Origin of the sequence: Jiangella aurantiaca (genome assembly GCF_004349105.1) — a bacterium.
Classification (GTDB): domain Bacteria; phylum Actinomycetota; class Actinomycetes; order Jiangellales; family Jiangellaceae; genus Jiangella; species Jiangella aurantiaca.
In genome coordinates, this window is sequence record NZ_SMLB01000002.1 from 44534 (window position 1) to 66935 (window position 22402).

15 protein-coding genes are annotated in these 22402 nt (G+C 68.9%); 6 read left to right on the plus strand and 9 right to left on the minus strand.

Translation table 11 applies throughout. The annotated features are described in order from the left end of the window. Nucleotides 1–121 precede the first annotated feature (121 nt). Together E1262_RS01620 and E1262_RS01625 are read left to right on the plus strand one after the other, a co-directional pair. Entirely contained in the window at nt 122–2635 is a 2514-nt protein-coding gene (locus E1262_RS01620; protein ID WP_162605720.1) for a glycoside hydrolase family 2 TIM barrel-domain containing protein, read from the plus strand. A gap of 311 nt (nt 2636–2946) precedes the next feature. Next, complete coding sequence (locus E1262_RS01625; RefSeq protein ID WP_132101303.1) at nt 2947–3693, plus strand: IclR family transcriptional regulator; 747 nt, start codon at nt 2947–2949, stop codon at nt 3691–3693. A 32-nt stretch (nt 3694–3725) separates the two neighbouring features. On the opposite strand, the gene E1262_RS01630 is transcribed toward E1262_RS01625, so the two are convergent. The 9 genes from E1262_RS01630 to E1262_RS01670 all read right to left on the minus strand — a co-directional run bounded on the left by E1262_RS01630 (nt 3726) and on the right by E1262_RS01670 (nt 18109). After that, nucleotides 3726–5795, minus strand: coding sequence for a beta-galactosidase (locus E1262_RS01630; RefSeq protein ID WP_132101304.1), 2070 nt, complete (start codon nt 5793–5795; stop codon nt 3726–3728). Nucleotides 5796–5866: 71 nt separating this feature from the next. Then, a complete protein-coding gene (locus E1262_RS01635; protein WP_132101305.1) occupies nt 5867–6880 on the minus strand; it encodes a LacI family DNA-binding transcriptional regulator in 1014 nt (337 codons plus the stop codon). A 254-nt stretch (nt 6881–7134) separates the two neighbouring features. Beyond that, nucleotides 7135–8484: an ABC transporter substrate-binding protein gene (locus E1262_RS01640; RefSeq protein ID WP_132101306.1), complete on the minus strand. Its 1350-nt coding sequence runs from the start codon at nt 8482–8484 to the stop codon at nt 7135–7137. A 72-nt stretch (nt 8485–8556) separates the two neighbouring features. Then, on the minus strand, nt 8557–9465 hold the full coding sequence (locus E1262_RS01645; protein WP_132101307.1) for a carbohydrate ABC transporter permease: 909 nt from the start codon (nt 9463–9465) through the stop codon (nt 8557–8559). Continuing rightward, on the minus strand, nt 9462–10376 hold the full coding sequence (locus E1262_RS01650; RefSeq protein WP_132101308.1) for a carbohydrate ABC transporter permease: 915 nt from the start codon (nt 10374–10376) through the stop codon (nt 9462–9464). The genes E1262_RS01645 and E1262_RS01650 overlap by 4 nt, the downstream gene beginning before the upstream one ends. 108 nt (nt 10377–10484) lie before the next feature. Then, nucleotides 10485–12854: a glycosyl hydrolase 53 family protein gene (locus E1262_RS01655; RefSeq protein WP_132101309.1), complete on the minus strand. Its 2370-nt coding sequence runs from the start codon at nt 12852–12854 to the stop codon at nt 10485–10487. A 635-nt stretch (nt 12855–13489) separates the two neighbouring features. Beyond that, nucleotides 13490–15067 carry an arylsulfatase gene (locus tag E1262_RS01660; RefSeq protein ID WP_132101310.1) on the minus strand — a complete coding sequence of 526 codons (1578 nt, stop codon included), beginning with the start codon at nt 15065–15067 and terminating at the stop codon, nt 13490–13492. Continuing rightward, nucleotides 15064–16947, minus strand: coding sequence for a sialidase family protein (locus tag E1262_RS01665; protein ID WP_132101311.1), 1884 nt, complete (start codon nt 16945–16947; stop codon nt 15064–15066). Before E1262_RS01665 ends, E1262_RS01660 begins: the two co-directional genes overlap by 4 nt. Nucleotides 16948–17086: 139 nt before the next feature. After that, nucleotides 17087–18109, minus strand: coding sequence for a LacI family DNA-binding transcriptional regulator (locus tag E1262_RS01670; RefSeq protein ID WP_132101312.1), 1023 nt, complete (start codon nt 18107–18109; stop codon nt 17087–17089). Nucleotides 18110–18240: 131 nt separating this feature from the next. On the opposite strand from E1262_RS01670, the gene E1262_RS01675 reads away from it, so the two are divergent. Genes E1262_RS01675 through E1262_RS01690 form a run of 4 tightly spaced genes read left to right on the plus strand, consistent with a single transcriptional unit; the run spans nt 18241 to nt 22385 of the window. Continuing rightward, a complete protein-coding gene (locus tag E1262_RS01675; protein WP_132101313.1) occupies nt 18241–19269 on the plus strand; it encodes a LacI family DNA-binding transcriptional regulator in 1029 nt (342 codons plus the stop codon). Between the two features lie 37 nt (nt 19270–19306). After that, a complete protein-coding gene (locus E1262_RS01680) occupies nt 19307–20623 on the plus strand; it encodes a sugar ABC transporter substrate-binding protein (protein ID WP_132101314.1) in 1317 nt (438 codons plus the stop codon). Further along, nucleotides 20623–21558 (plus strand): carbohydrate ABC transporter permease, encoded by a 936-nt coding sequence (locus E1262_RS01685; protein WP_132101315.1) that lies wholly within the window; start codon nt 20623–20625, stop codon nt 21556–21558. Before E1262_RS01680 ends, E1262_RS01685 begins: the two co-directional genes overlap by 1 nt. Further along, nucleotides 21558–22385, plus strand: a complete 828-nt coding sequence (locus tag E1262_RS01690; RefSeq protein ID WP_132101316.1) for a carbohydrate ABC transporter permease — start codon at nt 21558–21560, stop codon at nt 22383–22385. The genes E1262_RS01685 and E1262_RS01690 overlap by 1 nt, the downstream gene beginning before the upstream one ends. Nucleotides 22386–22402 lie beyond the last annotated feature (17 nt).

The window sequence follows — 22402 nt, forward strand, 5'->3', positions numbered from 1 at the left end:
GCCGACTGGCCTCCTCCGCCCGCACCTCTGCTCCTCCTGTCGCTACCGCCGAGGCGGCGGCTCCATCCACGCCGCTCAAGCGCACGTCATCCAGTCCGGCTCAAGGGAAGGAAGTAGATTCATGAGTGATCAGACAGTGGGCACCAAAGGCGCGACGCGGCGCCAGCTGCTCAGAGGAGGGGCGGGCCTCGGCATGGGCCTCCTCGCGGCCGGTGTCGTTCCCGAGATCACAGGCGCCTCAGTCGCACGCGCGGCCGACGACGCGACGCAGGAAGGTCGCCAGCGCGCCACCTTCGATTTCGGCTGGAAGTTCGTCCGCGGCGATCAGGACGGCGCCCAGGACCCGGCCTTCGACGATGCCGGCTGGCAGGACGTCGACCTTCCGCACGACTGGAGCATCGAAGGGCCACTGAGTGCCAGCGAGCCGTCAGGAGGGCCGGGTGGCTGGGTGCCGACCGGCATCGGCTGGTATCGCAAGCGTTTCACCGTGCCCAGCTCGCGGCCCGGCCACCGGTTCGTGATCGACTTCGACGGCGCCTACCAGAGAAGTACCGTCTGGATCAACGGACACGAACTGGGTCACCGCCCTTACGGTTACGTCCCGTTCGCCTACGACCTGACCCCGCATCTCGTCGACGGCGACAATGTCATCGCTGTACGAGTGGACAACTCCCGCCAGCCGAACAGCCGGTGGTACTCCGGCTCCGGGATCTACCGGCACACCTGGCTGACCGCGATGCACGACGTCCATGTCGGCCAGTGGGGCACTCAGGTGATCGTGGAGCACGCCGCCGCCGAGACGGCCACCCTGCAGATCAGGACCAGAGTGCAGAACGAGGGCAGCCGCCCCCTTCAGGTCTTCCTGCAGACCGACCTGGTGGACGCGGAGGGACGCACGGTCGCGACGGTCGAGTCGTCCAAGACCATCCCGCACGGGAACGAGCACACGTTCCGCCAGCAGCTCGACGTCGACGACCCCGAGTTGTGGACCGTGGACGATCCGGTGATGTACACGGTCAAGAGCACGGTCCGGACCCGGCCTGGCCCTGGCGGCGAGGCGCTCGGCGTCGTGGACGTCTACCTCACCCCGATCGGCATCCGGACCGCCGTCTTCGACGCGGACCGGGGCCTGCTGATCAATGGCCAGCAGGTCAAGATGAACGGGGTCAACCTTCACCACGACGGCGGCCTGGTCGGCGCCGCGGTCCCCGAGGGCGTCTGGGTCCGTCGCTTGGGAATCCTCAAGGAGATGGGGTGCAACGCGGTCCGGACGGGCCACACGCCGTTCGCCACCGAGGTCCTCGATCTCTTCGATCGCATGGGCTTCCTCGTGATGAACGAGGTGTTCGACGAGTGGAAGGCGCCCAAGCCGCAGGTGGCGCCGAACGGTTACAGCGCCTACTTCGAGGAGTGGTTCGAGCGCGACGTGGTCAACGTCGTGCACCGCGACCGCAACCACCCTTCGGTGGTGATGTGGAGCGCTGGCAACGAAGTCGCCGACCAGTCCCCCGAGGGAGACCCGAACGGGCATGTCACGCTACGGCGGCTCAACGAGGTGTTCCACCGCGAGGACCCGACGAGGTTGGTGACGGTCGGGTGCGACCGGATGGGACACGAGCGACCCGGAGCCGCCACTACCGACGAGTTCATCGCCGAGATGGACATCATCGGCTACAACTACTGCAACCGCTGGCGCAACCGCGCCCATCTGTACATGGAGGTCGACCGCGAGAAGTGGGGCCACAAGCCCATGGTCGGCAGCGAGAGCTCGAGCATGACCACGAACCACAGCCTCGACGTCGAGAACCAGTACAAGTTCATCTCGACGCGTGACTACGCGTCCGGAGACTTCATGTGGACCGGAGTCGACTATCTCGGCGAGACGTCCTCACCCAACAGTCGGGGCTTCGGCGGAGGCGTGCTGAACCTGTGCGGGTTCAAGAAGAACGGCTACCACTTCTACCAGAGCCAGTGGACCGAAGAGCCGATGCTCTACCTCTTCCCGCACTGGAACCAGAACGTCCCGGTGGGACGGCTCGTCTCCGTCCGGTGCTTCACGAACTGCGACTCGGTGGAGCTGTTTCTCCACGGCCGGTCGCTTGGTGTCAAGGGGTACTGGCACCCGGCAATCGGCATGATCGAGTCGTTCGGCAACTACCCGCCGGAGCGGAGCACCCCTCGCACCACCTCGGATCTCAGTCTCGTCTGGGACGTCCCGTACGAGCCGGGCACGCTCCGAGCCGTGGGGCGCAAGCTCAACGATGTCGCGGTGACGACGGAGCTCTCGACGACCTCAGCGCCTGCGGCCGTCAGGCTCTCGGTGGATCGGGACGAGATCACCGCCGACCGGCGCGATGTGGCGCATGTCGTCGCCGAGATCGTGGACGCCGACGGACTCGTGGTCCCCACCGCCAGCAACCGGGTCACCTGGTCGGTGAGCGGGCCGGTGACCTATCTCGGATCGGACAACGGCAACATGTCCGATCTGCAGGACTACCGGCTCACCGAGCGGAACGCCTTCCAGGGCAGGCTGCTGGCGATCCTCCAGGCGCAGGACGAGTCTGGCGAGGTCACGGTGAGCGCCACCGCGCCCGGGCTCGCGGGGGCAACCGCCCAGTTCCGCGTAGACGGGTAGCCGTGGACACCCACTAGGCCGGGTGATCGCGATGGGAGGGGCTCGACATGGGTCGGGAGCCCCTCCCATCGCCGGCGACCGCGCATTGAAGGGCGGCCATCGCATCGCCCGGTCTCAGAGCCGCTACCCACGGCTCCTGCGCGATTCGCAGGGCAGCTGCAATTAGCGCAGCGGCGTAGAGTTGCGCTCGGCCATCGTCGACAGCTGCTCGCACCGCTGAGTGATCGGCGCCTTGCTGGAAGGAAAGTGTGTCCGATGGGTAGAGCCACGGCCCGCGCCGAGGTGCGCTCGCGCGCACCGGGTGGACCTCGATGACGCAGTCGGTTCATCGTGCCGCGGAGACGCTGATGTTCGTCGCTGAACGGCCGCGGAGCGTCGGCGAGGTCGCGCAGCGATTGGGGGTCCATTCGACCACCGCCCTGCGGATCCTCCACGCGCTGCACAGCTGGCGGTTGCTGGACCGTCGGCCCAACGGGACCTACCGTCTCGGCGCGGCAGTCATGGAGCTCGGACAGCGAGCGCTGGAGTCGATCGACATCCGCGACGTCGCCTTGCCGTTCATGCGCGATCTGAACCAGGCCACTGGAGAGACCGTCCACCTGGCGATCCTGGAGAACGGCCATGTCGTCTTCATCGAGAAGATCGAGAGCCAGCACCCGGTGCGGATGTACTCGCGCATCGGCCTGATCGCGCCGTTGCACTGCACCGGCGTATCGAAGGCGATACTGGCTCAGTTGCCGCCTGCCGAGTTGGACGCGCTGATCGACGCGGCAGACCTGACGGCGTACACGCAGCACACGCTCACCACAGCCGATGCCCTTCGAGCCGACCTGAAGCTGACGAGATACCGAGGTTTCGCGGTTGACGAGCAGGAGCATGAGCTGGGTATCCGATGCGTCGCGGCCCCGATCATGCACGCCGATGGCCGAGTGGCGGCCTCGTTGAGCGTATCGGCGCCCGGCGTGCGGGTCAGCAAGAGAAGGCTCATGGAGTTCGTTGCGCCCTTGCAACGGGCTGTCAAAGGCGCGGAGGCAGAGCTGGGACGGCAGCCAGGCTGAGACGCGGGCGCTCGCAGCTGATGTACCTGCCGTCATCCCGTAGCACCGCTGGGCCGGACGCGGGCCGTCGGCGGTGCGGATCTGGTGGCCATCGAGATGACCGGCGTCCCTCCGGCCGGTTGAGCACCAGTGGTTCTCGCCGGAGGATCCAGCGGTCCCTGCACCACCGTGTATCCGTACGGCTCCAGCCGCAACTCGGTGACCGGCACGTCGTCGAGCACGTGGCCGGAGCCCAGCGCCACCACGCGCGCCTGCTCACCGTGGTTGATGACCACGAGGTGCTCGCCGGCACGGATCGCCTCCACGTCGGGATGGGCGGCCGCCAGCACGCCGGTCACTCCGGCGCGCGCGAAGACGTGGCGGGTGACCGCCTGCATGCCGTGATCGTCCGGCAGGGTGGCGAGGTAGTAGGCGGCGCCCACCCCGGCGAGATGCCGCGTGAAGGCGGGCCGGTCCTCGGCCCGTCCGGTGCTGAACCGGGCCAGGACCGTCGCACCGGCAGGCTCGATCTCCTCGGCGTAAGTCGTGCCGGTGTGGTCGGAGCCGTCGAGCCGGAAGGAGACGCGGCTCCGGCCGGGCAGCGCACCGAAGTCCTCCAGCCGGATGCCGAGCGTCGGTCCGAGCTGGGTGAGGAAGCCGCCCTCGCGGAAGGCATCGTGCTCGTCGACGATGTCGGTGAAACCGGCGACCAGGAGATGACCGCCGCCTCGGACGTAGCCGGCGAGGTTGGCAGCGGCCGCCGCTGGCAGGAGGTACTGCACGGGCGCGAGGACGACGTCGTAGGCGGACAGGTCGTGGTCGGCCTTGCGGATGTCGACCTGGACGTGCTGGCGGTGGATGGCCGCGTACCAGCGCACGACGATGTCGGTGTAGTCCAGCTCGACCGGGTGGTCGGGGTTGCTCACCGCCCACAGGTTGTCCCAGTCGAACAGCAGCGCCACCCGCACGTCGGCGGCCGTCATGGCGATCTCCGGTAGCCGCGTCAGTTCCGCGCCGAGCCGCACGACCTCACGCCACGTGCGGGTCTGCGTACCGGCGTGCGGCAGCATCGCCGAGTGGAACTTCTCGCTTCCGGACCGGGACTGACGCCACTGGAAGAACATGACGCCGCCTGCTCCACGCGCGACGGCCTGCATGCTGAGTGCGGCCATCTGTCCAGGGGCCTTGGGCGCGTTGGCCGGCCGCCAATTGACCGCGTTCGTGGCCTGTTCCATGAGGACCCAGGGCTTGCCGCCGCCGAGTGAGCGCATCAGGTCCCGGGTGAACGCCGCTCGGCGGAACGACTCCGGGTCAGCCGGGTCGGGATAGCTGTCGTCTGCGATGAGGTCGAGCTCGTCGGCCCAGCGCCAGTAGTCCAGCGCGGGGAACGGACCCATGAAGTTCGTCGTGACGGGCTGGGTCGCGCCGGAGGCGGCGATGGCCTCGCGCTCCATGACGAGCAGTTCGAGCGTCGCGTCGGAGGTGAAGCGGCGGAAGTCGAGCAGGGCGGCCGGGTTCTGGCTGTACGGGGCGGAGCGCGGCGGCAGGACCTGTTCGAACGAGGTGTAGCGCTGCGACCAGAAGTCGGTGCCCCAGGCGGTGTTGAGCGTGCCGATGTCGCCGTACCGGCGGTGCAGCCACCCCTGGAACGCGTCGCGGGCGTTGTCGGAGTAGTCGTAGGGGACGTGGCAGCCGTACTCGTTGTTGACGTGCCACATGACCACGGCCGGGTGACCGGCGTATCGCCCGGCGATCGTCGTCACCAGCTCGAGCGCCAGGCGCCGGTACACCGGCGACGTCACCGCGTAGTGCTGCCGGCTGCCGGGCCACAGCACGGTGCCGTCGGCCAGCTGAGGCAGCATCTCGGGATAGCGGTGCGTGGCCCATGGCGGCGGCGAGGCGGTGGCGGTCGCCAGGTTCACGGCGACGCCGTGGGCGTGCAGGATGCCGATGACCTCGTCGAGCCAGCCGAAGTCGAACTCGCCCTCGGCGGGCTGGATACGGGACCAGGAGAACATGCCGAGGCTCACGAGGTTGACGCCCGCGGCCCGCATGAGCTCCGCGTCTCGGGGCCAGAGTTCGGAGGGCCACTGCTCGGGGTTGTAGTCGCCTCCGTAGTACACATGGCCTCCTGCGGTCGGGACCGGGCTCGGGCGCGCGGCCGGTGAGCGTGGTCGTTCGTGGCGAGCGGCGATCAGACGGAGCCGCCTCCGCTGCTCTCCCGTTCGATGAGCTCGGGGTCGAACGCGATCTGCTTGACGGCGGAGTCGGCGTTGGCCAGCCGCTCGATCAGCAGCTCCGCGGCGCTCTGTCCCATGGCGAGAGCGGGCTGGCGGACGGAGCTGAGCGGAACACTCGTGTTCGCGGCGAAGTCGCTGTCGTCGTAGCCCACGATGGCGACGTCGCCGGGAATGCGCAGCCCGGCACGCAGCAGCGACTGCATGAGGCCGATCGCTTCCATGTCGCTGGCCGCGAAGACGCCGTCGGGGCGCTCGCCGGCCGGCATTGCCGCGATGCGGTCGCCGGTCTCACGTCCGACGCGCAGGCCGACACCGTCGCCCTCTCGCACGGTGAGCGTGGCTCCGCCGGCCGCCGCCACCGCCTCGCGGCACCCGGCCAGCCGGTCGGCGTTCTGGCGAACACCGAGGGGACCACCGACGAACCAGATGCGGGTGCGGCCGATCGCGATCAGGTGCTCGGTGGCGAGCCGTCCTCCGCCGACGTCGTCGAGCCAGACCGAGTCGAAGTCGCCGGCGTCGTCACGGGCGTCGAGAAGGACGACCGGGACGCCTCGTTGATGCAGCCGGTGCATTGCCGAGAGGTCGTGGGTCACCGGAGTGACCAGAACGCCGTCGACGCGATACTGCTCGAAGTTGGCCAGGTGGCGGGCCTGGCGGGCCACCGATTCGTAGCTGTTGCCGACCATCACCGACAGGCCGGCCCGCTCGGCGACGGTCTCGGCGCCGAAGATCACCTGGTTGAAGAACGGGATGGCCGTGTTGAACACGGCCATCCCGATGGTGCCGCTGCGCACACCACGCAACTGGCGCGCGGGCAGGTTGGGCACGTAGCCGAGAGTCTCGATCGCCGCGCGGACGCGGGCCGCCGAGGCGGCGCCCACGCGTTCGGGACGATTGAGCACGTTCGAGACGGTGCTCACCGATACTCCGGCCAGCGCAGCGACCTCTCGGATGCCGACGGTACCCACCGTTGCCTCACTCTCATCTTGCCGCGCAGATCTCGACGGCCGGTCGCCGCCGAGGCCTGTGCGCCGACGGGCGACGAGCGGGTCGCCCGGTCTCCCTCATCTCGCACGGCTCCGGATGCCGGAGCGATTCATGGTGTCCTCCAGTGACATCATGATGGTCCTGCGGGGCTTTCCTGAACGCCCAGCCCGGCCCGGTGACGCTGCGCGGCTTCGGACACGCAGCGCCCCAGGACCCGTCGCAACGCCTCGGCTCGTCAGCCTCCGGCGACGGGGATCGCCTGGGACTCCAGCGCCTCGATGGTCTTCTGCTGCCCGGTCTCAAGCGCCTCGACCAACGTGCCGGTTCCGTTGATGGCGGCGGCGAATCCGTCGCCGATGTCGCTGTAGGTCTGCGTCATGGTCGGGCCCCACGGGAAGTCGGGGTTGACGTTCTGTGCCGCCTCGGCGAAGACCTCGGCGATGACTTGTCCGCCGAAGAACTCCTCCGGCTGGTTGAGCTGCGGAAGCTGCTGCCCGGCCGTCGTCGCCGGGTAGAGTCCGCCGAGCTCGTTGAGCGCGGCCAGCGCCTCCTCGCTGGTGTTCAGCCAGAGTGCGAACTGCGCCGCCTCGTGCGGGTGCTCCGTCGAGGACGTGACCGCGGCCGTCGAGCCGCCCCAGTTGCCGGCCGCGTTCGTGCCCTCCGTCCATTGGGGCATCGGCGCGACCGCCCAGGCTCCGGCGCTCGCCGCCGCGTTCTGCTCGATGAGCGCGTTGCCCCAGTACGGGCTCACCCAGGTCCAGACCTCGCCGGTCTCGAGCGCCGCCCACCACTCGTCGGACCAGGACGCCATCGGTCGGGCGAGGTCCTCGTCCAGCATCCGCTGCCAGTACTCGGCGACCTGCACCGACTCGGGGCCGGTGAAGTCCACCGTCCATTCGCCGTCGGCCACGGAGAACCACGATCCGCCGGCCTCCCACACCTGGCCGAGGAACCAGTTCACGTCGCTGTCGGAGAAGTGGTGGATGTGGCCGCCCTGTGCCTGGATCACCTTGGCCGCCTCGTAGTAGTCCTCCCACGTCGCCGGCGGCTCGATGCCGGCAGCGGCGAACAGGTCGGCGCGGTACCACATGCCGATGGGGCCGGTGTCCTGCGGGATGGCGTAGACCGCGTCGTTCTCGCCGAAGGTGACCTGCTCCCAGGTCCAGTCGATGAACTCGTCCTGCGCGTCCATCACCCCGGCGCAGTCCGCGAGGTTGACGAGGGCGTCTTGGAGACGGAAGTTGGCCAGTGCGTCGTACTCGATCTGAGCGAGGTCAGGCGCGTTGCCGGCCTCGATGCCGTTGAAGAAGGTCTGGTAGGCGTCGATCCCGGTGGGCCCGGTGACGAACTCGACCTGGATGTCGGGGTTCTGCTCGTTCCAGAGCTCGACCACCTGGTCCATACCGGGCACCCAGGAGTAGTACTCCAGGGTGACCGGTTCACCGGCGGGCTCGCAGGAGCCGCCGCCACCGCCCTGGTCGTCACCGCCCTCGGCCGCGGTGTCGTCGTCGCTGCAGCCGGCCAGGACCAGCGCTCCTGCCAGGGACAGCACAGTCAGCCCGGCTGCCCGTCGTGTCCGTCGCATGTTTCCCTACCTCCCCGGATGTGGCGGCCAATGGATGTGGATGTCACGGCCGCACGGTGTGACTTGCGTTCGTTACTTGACGCCGCCCGTGCCGAGACCGGAGCGCCAGAAGCGCTGCAGGCACAGGAAGGCGATGATCAGTGGCACGACCGAGAGGAGCGCGCCGACGATGACGAAGGTCCGTAGTTCCGCCGCCTGCTGGGTCGCCTGGCTGTTCCAGACGTAGAGACCCAGCGTGACGGGGAACAGCGACTCGCTGCGCAGCATGATCAGCGGCAGGAAGAAGTTGTTCCAGATGTGCACGAACTGGAACAAGTACACGGTCACCAGGGCGGGCGCCATGATCGGCGCCGCGACCCGAAAGAACGTGCGCAGCTCACCGGAGCCGTCGATCCGCGCGGCCTCGAGCAGCTCATCGGGCACACCTGAGGCCGCGTAGACCCGGCTCAGGTAGACCCCGAACGGGCTGACCAGGCTGGGCAGGAACACCGCCCAGAACGAGTTCGTCTGACCGACGTTGCTGAACAGCAGGAACAGCGGCAGCGCGAGCGCCGTCGCGGGCACGAGGACGCCACCGAGGACCACGTTGAACAGCAGTTCCCGGCCACGGAACCGGAACTTCGCGAGCACATACCCCGCCATCCCGGCGAACACGGTGGCGCCAAGCGCCCCGACGCCTGCGTAGAGCAGGCTGTTGAGCGTCCACCGCAGGAACATCCCGTCGCGGTGGGTCGCGACGTCGGCGATGTTGCCGAACAGCTCGAAGTCGGCGAACCACAGCGGATTGGTGCTGTTGAGGTCGGATCGCTGCTTGCTGGCCGCGATGAGCAGCCACCACAGCGGGGCGAGCATGTAGACGGCGAAGACCGCCATGACAAGGAACGGCAGCGCGTCGCCCGCGGCGCGTCCGCGCAGACCGCGGACGAGCCCGCCCGTTTCGGATGGACGCGTGGCCGCGCGCGCGGCGGTGCGGGTGCTCATGCCTGCACCCCGCGCTGACTGATCTTGAGGAATCCGAACGACAGGGCGAACGTCGTGAGCGCCAGGACGACGGAGAACGCCGCGGCCAAGTGGAAGTTCGGGATGTTCGACGTGCCGAACACGACCAGGTTGGGCGTGTAGGTGCTCGTGATCGCCGACGTCAGGGACCGGAAGACCTGCGGCTCGGTGAACAGCTGCAGCGTCCCGATGATGGAGAACACGCCGGTCAGCACGAGCGCCGGACGCACCAGCGGGATCTTCACCGACCACGCCACCCGCACCGCGCCGGCGCCGTCCATGCGCGCGGCCTCGTAGAGCTCCGGCGGCACCGCCTTGAGGGCGGCGTAGAGGATCAGCATGTTGTAGCCGGTGAACATCCAGGTCGTCACGTTCGCCAGCGACCACAGGATGACCGAGCCGGACATGAACTCGATCCGCTCGGTCAGCCAGCCGAACGGCGACAGCGAGGGCGAGTACAGGAAGCCCCAGATGATCGCCGCGATCACGCCCGGCACCGCGTACGGAACGAAGAACACGAGCCGGAAGAACCGCTTGAACCGCAGCCGGCCGGAGTCCAGCAGCAACGCGAACAGCAGAGCCAGCCCGAGCATGACAGGCACCTGCACGATCCCGAAGAGCAGCACCCGCCCGAAACTGGCCAGGAACGCGTCGTCCTGGAACACCCGCGCATACTGGTCGAACCCGCCGAAGACCTCCCTCGGCGCACCGAAGGTTCCTTCCCGCTCCACCTTCAGGAACGACTGGTACACGGCATAGGCGACGGGCGCCAGGTAGAACGCGGCGAACAGGACGAAGAACGGCAGCAACAGCAGCACCGCGGCACCCAGGCGGCCCCGGCCCGCCGCTCCGCGGGGGGACCGTCGTGCCGCGACCGTCGCCTGCGCCATCATCTCGCCTCCTTGCTGCTGGAATGTGTGGTTGTCGCGGGTTCGGCGAGGCGTCGCCGGTCCGGGGCCGTCCGGCCCGGCGACGCCTCGGTACTGCCCGCCCTCAGGCCGCTACAGGTCGCGGCACTGTGCCGACTTCGGGCCGCTCACCGTGTTCGGAGCGCCGTTGTTCACCGGCGCCTCGGCGTTTCCGCTGCACATCAGCGGGCCGTCGATCCTGTTCCCGGCGATCACGTTCCACCAGTCCGTCCCGGTCACCGTGACCGGGCCGGTGATGGTGTTCGGAGCGCAGTCGAGCACCGGGTTGCCGATCGTCACCGATGAGGTCCCGGACGACGTCACCGGACCGTCGATCCGGCTGCCGCAGATCACGACCGCGGCCGCGTCGTCGGCCCGCACCGGACCGGCGATGGTCGCGCCGTCGACCTGGAGCGAAGCGCCGGCACGCACCGACACCGGGCCGGACACCGTCGTTCCGTCCAGGCAGGTCACGCCCTCGGTCGCCGCCAGCTGCCCGGCGTACCGGCCGGAGATCACGCGGTCACAGGCGAGGCCGGCATACGCGTCGACCACGTCGACCTGCGCCGTCACCGACCCGAACTCGGTCGAACCCTGGACCGTGAGCCGGCCGGCCGCGTCGGTGCCGCCGTCCGGCACCGGCTCCCACTCCACGGGCACCGTCTCGGTCGAGCCGTCGGCCGTGGTCAACACCCGTACCGAGTCCGGCAGCTCCACCTCGTCGCCGACCAGCGCGGCCGAGTACACGGTGTCCTCCACGACCTGGGTCGCGCGGCTCTTCGTGAAGATGTCGATCGACGCGTTCGGCTGCCACGTGCGCGTCATCCCGGGCACGGATGTGAACAGGGATTGCCACCGCGCCGGCTCCCAGGCCAGCACGCCCAGTCCCTGGTTGTTCGGGATGTCGTTGGCGATCTGGAACACCCGCTGGAGGGCGTCGGCCTGGCCCTGGATGGTGCGCGGGTACGGCGAGTTCGGCATGGGGGTTCCGCCGCCGCCCGACGCCGGGTACGAGGTCTCCGCGATGTCGATCTTGTAGCCCGGGTGTGCCGCGGCCACGGCGTTGACGTTGAACTCGTAGTGGTCCTGTGTCCCGTGGTACTGCGGGTAGTACGAGTGGGCGAGGACGTCCGGGTCGGCGCCCTTGGCGTTCACCCTGGTCAGGTACTGGTTCCAGAACTCGAGCGTCTTGTCGAGCTGACCGTTGTCGATGATGATGTGGGTCTCGACCTTGACGTCCTCGCCGTGGGCCGCCGACACGTCGCGGACCGCGCGAATCCCCGCCGCGGACAGCGTGGTGAACCGGTCCCACGCCTCGTCGTACAGCCGCTTCTCCTCCGGGTCGTCGGAGCCCCAGTAGTTCCAGAGCAGGCCACCGCCGGGCTGCGACTGGTAGATGTGAGCCTGGTTCCGGAAGTACGCCGGGTTGGTGGCACCGATGTGGGCGTTCTCGCTGCCGTACATGAAGCCGTTGAGGATCTCGTTGCCGATGGCCACCTTGTCCGGCGTGGTGCCCTGCTCGATCAGCCGCTCGATGTAGTCGTAGGTGTAGTCGTAGACCGCCTGGGCCAGGTCGGGGAACTCCAGCTCCGCCCATGCCCGAGGCTTCGGCTGCTTGATCGGGTCGGCCCACGAGTCCGCATAGTGGAAGTCGATGCCGAGCCCCATGTCACGCTCGGCGATCCACTTGGCCACCTCGGCCGACCGATCCGGGCCCTGGTACGGAACGGCCGAGGGGTTGCCGCTGCCCTCGCTGCGCGGCTCGTTCCAGATCCGCAGCCGGATGTACTCGAAGCCACGGTCCTTCAGCACGTCCAGCAGGTGAGGTCCCGCGCCTCGGTCCGCCGCGAGCGGACTCACCCAGTAATTCCGTCCTTCCGCGACGTCGTTGTCGACCCACGAGGCGTCGGCGCCGAGAACGACGTCCTCGCGCAGGTAGTTGTAGACACCGAGCTCGCTGATTCCGACGGTCGCGCCCGGCGACGCTCCCGTGACGGTGACGCGCACGTACCTCGTCCCCGGCTGGGTGAAGAGGTCGACCGATCCGCGGCCGGGCTCGTGATCGGCCGAGTGGTCGGCGATGACGGTCCAGCTCTGACCGTCCGCGGAGGACTCGATGACGTACTGGTAGACGGCGCCGGGATCCGGGAAGACCACCCGGACCTTCCTGACGTTGTCGTAGGCGCCGCCGAGGTCGAGCGTCAGCCACTGGCGCGCGGACGCGTCGTCGGCGATCCATGCGGTCTGGTCGTCCTGGTCGATCGCCAGGCCGGCGGTGGGTGCGCCGCTGCTGACGTCGACGCTCGCCCAGGATTTCGCGCTGATGTTGCTCTCGATCGGCGAGATCTCGGCATCGCCGAAGATCGCGGAAGCCGGGGCGACCGCCCCGAGCGCCGCCGCGCCGCATGCCAGAGCGGCGGCGGTGGTGATGGCGAGTGTCGTGCGGATGGGGTGCTTACGCATCGTTGCTTGCTCCTCATCTCTGCCACTGAGTGAATGAGACCGACTGCCGCGATCCGGCGCGAGAACGCCGGGCGGACCTGGACAGCGCAGCTGTTGTCCGACGGCTGAGGTCGGCCGTCGGCGGGGCCGTCGTCTGGTTCCTGCACTCTGCGGGTGTCGCCCGCCTGAGAAGGAACTCGTCGCATGGGTGCTCCCACGGCCAGCGCCGGCAGGGCGATCCGGCGCGGGCACGTCACGGCACGTCGCCCAAGACGCGCCATGAGCCTTCCGAACAGGGAGACTCTTCCCTTGTGAAACGTTTTAGTGCGCCTCAGTATGGCGACGCCATTTACTCATGTCAACAGCCTGTTTCCAGCGAGTTTCCAGCCTTGGAACGTTCGACAACCCGACGGAGGCCAGTGACCGGCCGACGCGCCGTGCGCTCGGACTCACCCACCGAGGCGGTCATCGAGCATCCGGTCGATCTCGGCGGCGAGGACGGGACAACCCACACCCATCGCCTCCCGGCTGCGGCGGGCAGGCACGGATCGACCGGAGCATCCGGAGCGTCTTCGTCGTACCGAGACACCGCGGGCTCGGCATCGACGGAGCGCTCGTCCAGCGGTGTTCGCTCCGCGGCACCAGTAGCGACGCGATCAGGGGCGCCAGGCGCGCACACCGCACCGCTCGGCCCATTGGCCGTACCTGGCGGCCATGGCCTCGACCCGAGGTACGCATCGGCCGGACACGTCGTGGAGTTCGGTGCGGTCGTCGATCATGTCGTACAGCTCCCAGCCGCCGCCGAATTCGCTGACCAGTTTCCACGGCCCGATGCGGACGGCGCGGTTACCTTCGTGCTCGAAGAAGATCGGCTGCTGCCGGCTCCACTCGCCGCCGGCGAGGAGTGGCAGGAAGCTCTCGCCCTCCAGGGGCGTGACGGCGTGGCCGTCGTTCTCGGCCGGATAACGGGCTCCGGCCGCATCCAGACAAGTGGCGAAGACGTCGACGAAATGCGCCGGCTCATGCGTGATGGCGGGCACGTCGACGCGTCCTGGCCAGCTGGCGATGAACGGGGTGGAGATGCCGCCTTCATGGACCCAGCGCTTGAAGCTGCGGAACGGGCTGTTGCTGACGTTGGCCCACGACCGGCCGTAGCTCATGAACGTGTCGGCCGGTCCGGGACGCAGGCCCGCGATGTTGCCGACGCGCATACGGCGGCCGTCCAGCGGGTCGGTGTCGTAACGGAAGCGTTCGCCGGTGCCGGTGTCCTCGGCCAGGAACTCGGCGCAGCCGCCGTTGTCGGACGCGAACATCACCAGCGTGTTCTCCTCCACGCCCAGCCGACGCAGGCTGGTCAGGATGCGCCCGATGCCCCGGTCCATGCACTCGACCTGAGCGGCGTAGGTGGCCATGCGCAGGTCTTCCCAGTCCTGGTCCGGAGCGTCATCCCAAGGTGGAGAACTCGCGTCGCGCGGTGAGATGTCCCAGGCCGGGTCGATCAAGCCGAGGCCCTTCAGCTCCTCGTGCCGAGCGGCGCGGATGGCGTCCCAGCCCTTGCGGTAGGTGCCTTCGTACCCGGCGATGTCCTCGTCGGACGCGTGCAGCGGCCAGTGCGGCGCCGTGTAGGTGACGTGGAGGAAGAACGGCTTGTCGGACGCCGCCTCCTCGAGCATCTGCACGGCGTGGTCGCTGATGGCGTCCGTCAGATAGAAGTCGGAGTCCTCCAGCGGGACGAACTCGTCGTCCCGCATGAGCGTGCGCGGGTAGAAGTAACTGCCCGCTCCGGCGACGATGCCGTAGAAGCGGTCGAACCCGCGCTGCCTGGGCGTCGGATGGGTCGCATCCCCCGGCCGCCACCTGTCCGGGTTCAGGATGTCGTAGCCACCGCCGACGTGCCACTTGCCCGACATCAGCGTGGTGTAGCCGCGGGCGCGAAGCGCTTCGGCGATGGTGACACAGCTGCGGTTGAGGTAGCCCCGGTACGACGGGGCTCCCAGGTCGTCGGTCATGTGCCCGACTCCGGCCTGATGCGCGTAGAGACCCGTCAACAGCGAGGCACGAGACGGGCAGCATCGTGCGGCGTTGTACATCTGGGTGAAGCGGACGCCGGATCGGGCCAGCCGGTCCAGGTTCGGCGTCCGGATCTCCGAGCCGTAGCAGCCGAGGTCGGAGAAGCCCAGGTCGTCGGCGAGGATGAGGACGACGTTCGGTGGCCGCTCGACGGCGCCGGTCATCGCACCACGTCCAGCGGCAGGTGGCAGACGGCGCCGCCGGCCGGCATGGTGTTGGAGCGGGCCAGGTCGCGGATCTGCGTCGCCGACAATGCGCGGTCGAACAAGTACACCTCATCGACTGCGCCCACGAACGGATGGTTGATGCCGTCCATGCGCGCCCCGACCCGGATGCCGGCCAGGAAGTTCGCCGACACCGAACCCGCGTCCGCCTGCGCGCTCGCCACCGGCTCGCCGTCGAGGTACAGGGTCCACACGTGCTGATCGCCACGGCGCACCGCGACGTGGTGCCACGCCCCGTCGCCGACGTCGGCAGCGGTCTCGGCGGTGGTGTCGCCGGCGGCGGTGCGCATCCGCGCTCGTAGCACGCCGCTACTGGGCACGTACTCGATGAACCACTGTGGGAAGCCGCCGTTGTTGTACGCATGCATGATGCGTTGCTGGCGCGGCGCGCCGGTGCGGAACCACAGCGCGGCGGTGAACGGCAGGTCGGCGACGTCGATCGACGGGTCGTAGGGAAGCTCCACGTAGTCGCCGGCCAGTTCCAGGGCCCGGCCGAAGACCCCGCGGACCCGGCGCGGCGTGCCGCTGACGACCGCGTGGTTCCCGTCGCCGGACTCGTCGGGTGTGACGGCCGGCGCCGGTACGGGTCGATCGAGCGTGATGAGCGGGATTCTGGCGATACTGATGCACTGGTGGTACGTGAGCGGCGCCGCGTCGGACAGCCGCGGGCCGTTCTCGTACAGCACTCCCAGCGTGTCGTCGTCGACCGCGGCCAGGTCGGAGTAGCCCGCCGGTCCGTCGTAGACGACCTGGCTGAGCCCCCACGTGGCGCCGGCGTCGAGGCTCGACCACAGGGTCAGCCGTTCCCGCGACGACGGGTGCCAGGGCGCGGAGAAGATGATCCGCTCGCTCCGGTCGGTGCGCCGGCCCTGCTGGAACAGTGACGCCGAGACGATCGGGGTCTCCAGGTCCGGCACGATCTCGAACGGCCCGTCCAGCGTGCGCCCGCCGTCGCTGCTGGTGGCGGCGGCCCGGTTGCCGGGTGCGGTGCCCTGGTGGTCGCGGGTGTTGAAGTAGACGGTGCCGTCCTCGAGCTCCACCACCGCGGTCTCGTTGGGAACCACGATGCCGTCGCCGTAGGCGCCCAGCGCGCCGCCGAGCCGCCACGTCTCGCCGTGGTCGTCGCTGTAGATCGTGTGGATGCCCACGACCGCCGGCCGGTCCGCGGTGGCGGGCAGGACGTTGTGGTTGCCCGGCATGAGCAGGCGGCCGGCGTGCGGTCCGTGGGCCAACTGGATGCCGTGCGTCGGCCCGCCCACGTAGTGGCGCATCTGCGGCAGCTTCACGTCGTCGGTGATCTCCCGCCGCGGCGACCAGGTGACGCCGTGGTCGTCACTGTGGACGACGAACGGGCGCGGCGCGTCCTCGGGGCTGACGGTGCCGTCGACGATGTCCTGGTCGGTGACGTCGCCGCTCGTGCGGACGAAGAACAGGTGGATGCGTCCGGTCGTCCGGTCGACGACCACCGACTGGTTGGCGATGCGGTGCGGCGGGTCCGCGGCGACCACCTGCAACGGCCCCCAGGTCCGCCCGCCGTCGGCCGACCGCTTGAGGACGAGCTGGATGTGCCCGAAGTCCTCGGCGTTCTCGACCCGGCCCTGCGCGAACGCCAGCATCGTCCCGTCGGTGGCGCGCACCAGGACGGGGATCCGGAAGGTGTGGTAGGCGTCGGTCTCGCCCCGTTCGAACACGGTGATCTGCTCGACGTTTCCAGCCGCCGCGGCACCAGCCGTCCTCGGCAGACCGGCGAGGGCGAGGATCGAGGCGCCACCCACCACACCGGTCGCCTTCAGCAGATCACGTCGTCGTATCCCGTCCACGATGGTCTCCTCTCGCTGCCTAGACACCGAAGTCGTCGGGCCGGGCAAGCCCCTGTACGGCCACCCGTTCCTACTTCTCGCACCGACGATTTCGAGGAGGCCTCCGGCCCCCTCTCATCGCCGTTCTTGCCCGGCGTTCCTAGGGGGCCGAACCGCGCCGGACGAGCTCCCAGGGCTGCAGGCGCGTCCGGCCGGCGGCCGGTGCCTCGCCCGTCATCCGGGAGACGAGCAGCTCGGCGATCTCGGCCGCCCCGACGGTCGCCGGGCCGACGCTGGTCAGTGGTGGATTCATGACGAGGTCCTCGTCGATGTTGCCGACCCCGATGACGGCGACGTCGTCGGGCACCCGGAGCTCCAGGTCGCGGGCGGCCCAGATGGTGCTGACGGCAGCGATGTCAGAGGCCGCGAAGACCGCCGACGGGCGGTCGGGTGACTCGAGCACCCGCACGGCACTGCGGTAGGCCTCGGCGCGCGACGACGCACCGGACACCACGAGCCGTTCGTCCAGCTGCAGGCCGCTGGACCGCAGAGCCGCCAGGTAGCCGTCGTACCTGCTGTGCCGGTGCGCATGCGGCGGGAACTGGCCGATGAACGCGATGCGCCGATGCCCCTGCGACACGAGGTACTCGACCGCACCGCGGCAGGCGTCGGATGCGTTGCTGCTGACGACGTCGATGCCGTCCCTGGCCGGCTCGTCCGCCACGAGCACCACGGCGATGCCGAGGCCGACGAGTCCGGTCAGCGCCTCGTTGGTGGCTCGGGTACCGGGCACGATGACCACGCCGTCGGCCAGCCGTCGGCGCAGCTGCTGCACGACGGCCGACCGCTCGTCCACGACGTCGCTCACGGTGATGACCAGCGCGTAACCGTGCGCCGCCATGGCGTCCTGCAGCTCCGTGGCCAGCTCGTCGAAGTACGGGACGCCGAGCCGTGGCAGCACCAGGCAGACTCGCTCGGTGCGCCGCCGGCGCAGCGCTCGTGCCGACTGGTCGGGCACGTAGTCGAGGGCGCGCACAGCCTCGAGGATCCGCTGCCTGGTCTCGTCACGGACCCGGCTGTCGCCGGACCTGCGGCCGCTGAGCACATACGACACGGTCGCCTTCGAGACGCCGGCCAGTCGGGCGACGTCCGCGGCAGTTGCCGCACGACGAGCCTCAGCCATAGCTGGTTACTCGGTTAACCATCAGCATGGCCATGAACCATAGATCCACACACGTCCATGGTCAAGAGCTGCGACATTTACTCGACAGACCCCCTTGACCGAAACGGGGTTCTGCGCTTAAACGTATAAGCATGCCGCGACGGAAGCAGCCGACGTCCCATGACGTCGCCGCACTCGCCGGTGTGTCGGTGGCCACCGTTTCCTACGTCATGAACGGCCGCACCGACCGCCGGATCCCGGTCGAGACGCGCGACAAGGTGCTCGACGCGGCCCGGCGGCTCTCGTACGCGCCGAACCGGTCGGCGCGCAGCTTGCGCCGCCGGCGCACCGAGCAGGTGTGCCTCGTCGTGGGGTCCATCGGCGTGCCGGCCTACGACCAGCTCGCCCGGGACATCCATGCCCGCGCCGACGAGGCGGGCTACGGCGTCGTCACGATCGTCGTCGACTCGCGAGCGCGCGCGGAGAAGGCGATCGACCTGTTGCAGCAGCGCATCGCCGACGGCGCCGTCATCGCGCCGGACGTCGGGTACCTGACCGAGTCCGACCTGACCGGGCTGGCACGCAGCGGCCTGCCGCTGGTCGTGATGAGCAACACCGCGACCCCGGACGGGTTCGACGTCGTGCGGGCGCCGGAGACCGCCGCCTGCGCGGCGGCCTTCGATCACCTCTTCGGCACCGGCCGGCGGCGGGTGGCGTTCCTCAGCCACCTGCACGAGTTCGAGGCCGCCGACACCCATCCCTCCGAGCGCCTGGCCGCGTACTTCGACGCACTGGAGCGGCACGGCGTCGTCAGGGACGACGGCATCATCGTCCCCGGTGCCAACGACCGTGTCACCGCGTACCAGCGAGTGGCCGAGCTGCTCGCCCGGCCGGACCGGCCGGACGCGATCTTCGCCGCGTCAGGCCGCGGTGCCATCAGCGCCATCTGGGCGGCGCGCGACGCCCAGCTCGCCGTTCCGGACGACGTCGCGGTCGTCGGTGCCGGCAACCTGCCGGAGAGCCTCATCACGCGCCCGACCCTCAGCACCGTCGGGCCGTCCGCCGCCGACGACTTCACCGAGGTCGCCCGCCTGCTGTTCGAGCGCATCTCTGCCGGGGTGCCGGCCGAGGGACGCGTGATCAGCGACCCGTGGTCCTTCCATCCCCGCGGTTCCACCTGAGTTCGACCAGGACCGCAGCCCGAGAGGAGCAACGTCAATGGCGACACCACACCCGACTCGACGTCAACTGCTGCGCTGGACCGGAGCCGGTGCGATGGCCGGCCTGGCCGCGCCGTGGCTCAGCAGCTGCGCCGGCGCGCCCGAGGACGACGCGTCGACCGGAGCGTCCGGAGGATCCGGTGGAGGGGGCGGCGGCGATCTCACCGTCTACTGGAACGCCGGTCACGCCTATGCGGCGTACGACAAGGTGATCGCCGAGTTCCAGGAGGAACACGGCGTCACCGTGAACATGCAGAAGTACCAGTGGGACGACCTGCGCACTAGGCTGCTGTCCGACCTGGCGTCCGGGAATCCGCCGGACCTCGTCGAGGAATCCGGCGGCTGGGTCCAGGAGTTCGCGACGACCGGCGACGCGCTGTCGCTGCAGGAGTACGTCGACGCCGACGGTGAGGAGATGGGCTTCCCCGAAGACTGGCAGCCGAAGACCATCTCGCGCAATTCCTACGAGGGTGAGGTCTACGGTATCCAGCTGCACCTGACCTGCACGATGCTGCTCTACAACCGGGCCATGCTCGACGCGGCCGGCGTCGAGGTCCCCACCACCTGGGACGACTTCCTCGACGCGGCAACCCGGCTGACCGGGGACGGCGTGTATGGCTTCGCGCTGAACCAGGACCGCAGCTACAGCTGGCCGTGGCTGCTGCAGAACGGCGTGCGGTACTACGACCCGGACGGCGGCGATCTGCTGGTACCGCGCGACAAGGCGATCGAGGCGCTGCAGTTCCAGGCCGACCTGGTCCACCGGCACCAGGTCGCGCCGGTGCCGACGCCCGGCACCGACTACTCCGGGCCGCAGAAGCTGCTGTCCGCCGGGCGGGCCGCGATGATCCTGACCGGGCCGTGGGACCTGGCGCCGATCCAGCAGACCAGCCCCGACTTGAACCTGGGCGTAGCGCCGGCGCTGGCGAACGACGTCCAGGCGACGGTGCAGGCCGGCACCAGCGTCTTCATCCCGAGGAAGGCCAAGAACCCGGACCTGGCGTGGGATTTCATCAAACGCATCACTGCGCTCGACGTCGAGAAGGCCGCCACCGAGGAGGCCGGGATGCTCATGCCGCGGCTGTCGTGGGCCGAGGATCCCGTGGTGCAGGAGAACGAGCGCTACGCGGCCTTCGCGGAGGGCTTCGCCTACGCGGTCGACTACACAGAGGACCTCCGGCTGACCGGCAAGAGCGGTGAGATCAACGAGCAGCTGTACAACACGCTCTACCAGGACGTCGTGATGAACAACACCCCGGCCGAGACGGCGGTCGACACGTTCGTCACCGAGGCCCGAAAGGTGCTGGACGCTTGATGAGCGCGGCGACGACGACGGCGCCGTCGCCGTCCGAAGCTCCGCCGCTGCGGCCACGCGGCCCGTTCCGGCGGTCGCTGAACCGGCGGTACGTGATCACGGCGTATCTGTTCCTGTTGCCGGCGTTCGCGTTCTTCGGGCTGATGTTCTATCTGCCGATCGGCAACGTCATCGCGAACTCGTTCAACACCGGGCCGCAGGCCGACGTCTACGCGGGACTGGAGAACTACCGCCGGGCCCTCGACGACAGTGCCGTGCACAACTCCTTCACCGTCACCGTGGTCTTCGGTGCCGCGACGACCATAGGCGCCATCGTGCTGGGTCTGGGACTGGCGATGGTGCTCAACCAACGCCTGCGCGGCCGAGTGGTGTTCCGGGCTATGCTGCTGGTGCCGTACCTGACCTCGGTGGCGATCATCGGCCTGCTGTGGCGCAACATCCTCGACCCGCAACTGGGCATCCTGAACCGGGTGCTCAGCGACCTCGGCCTGCCGACGCAGACCTGGCTGAACACCCACCCCTTGGCGACGATCATCGCCGTCACGTTGTGGATGAACGTCGGCTACACCATGGTGCTGTTCCTGGCGGGACTCCAGGGCATCCCGGAGGAGTTCTACGAGGCCGCGACGGTGGACGGCGCCGGGCCGTGGCAACGGTTCTGGCGGATCACGCTGCCGCTGCTGACGCCGACGACGCTGTTCGTGTCGGTCATGGCGGTGATCAGCGGGCTGCAGGCGTTCGGGCAGGCGTACATCATCACCGGCGGCGGCCCGGCGGACCGGACCGATCTGTACATCTTCCACGTCTTCAACGTCGCCTTCACCTCGCGTGACTTCGGCTACGCATCGGCGCTGTCGTTCCTGCTGTTCCTGGTCATCGTGCTCTTCACGGTGGTCCAGCTGCGCCTCGGACGCAGAGGCGAGGTGCAGTACTGATGCACATCCGACCTGTCTCGCCGGCCCGTGTGGCCGGCTACGCACTGCTGACCGTGGTGTGTGCCCTGACCGTGGTGCCACTGCTGTACATGGGCACGCTGTCGTTGCAGACGGAGGCGGAGACGCTGGCAGCCGACCCGGTGCTGTGGCCGGAGTCGCCGCAGTTCGGCAACTACGTCGAGCTCTTCGAACGCGCGCCGTTCGGCAACTTCATCGTCAACAGCCTGATCGTGGCCGGCGGCATCACCGTCGCACACCTGGTCTTCGATCCGCTGGTGGGCTACGTGTTCGCGAAGTTCCGGTTCCCGCTGCGCAACACGCTGTTCGTGGCCTTGCTGGCGACGTTGATGATCCCGCTGTTCGTCCGGATGATCCCGCTCTACGTGATGATGTCGAACCTGGGCTGGCTGAACAGCTACCAGGCACTGATCGTGCCGTTCCTCATGGACGCGTTCGGCATCTTCCTCATGCGTCAGTTCATCCAGCCGATTCCCGACGACCTCATCCAGGCCGCCCGCATCGACGGCGCCTCGGAGCTGCGCATCTATGCCCGGGTGATCCTCCCCCAGGTCAAGCCGGCGCTGGCGGTGCTGGGCCTGTTCACGTTCGTCTTCCAGTGGAACGAGTTCCTGTGGCCACTGGTGGCAACCACGACGGAGGAGATGCGCACCATCCCGGTCGGCCTCACCCTGTTCAATCAGGAGTACTTCACCTTGTGGCACCTCACAGCGGCCGGATCGGTCATCCTGTTCGTGCCCACGGTGCTGCTGTTCCTGTTCAGTCAGCGCTACTTCGTCCGCGGCATCACCCTCAGCGGCCTGAAGTGACCGTCGATCCCTCGAAG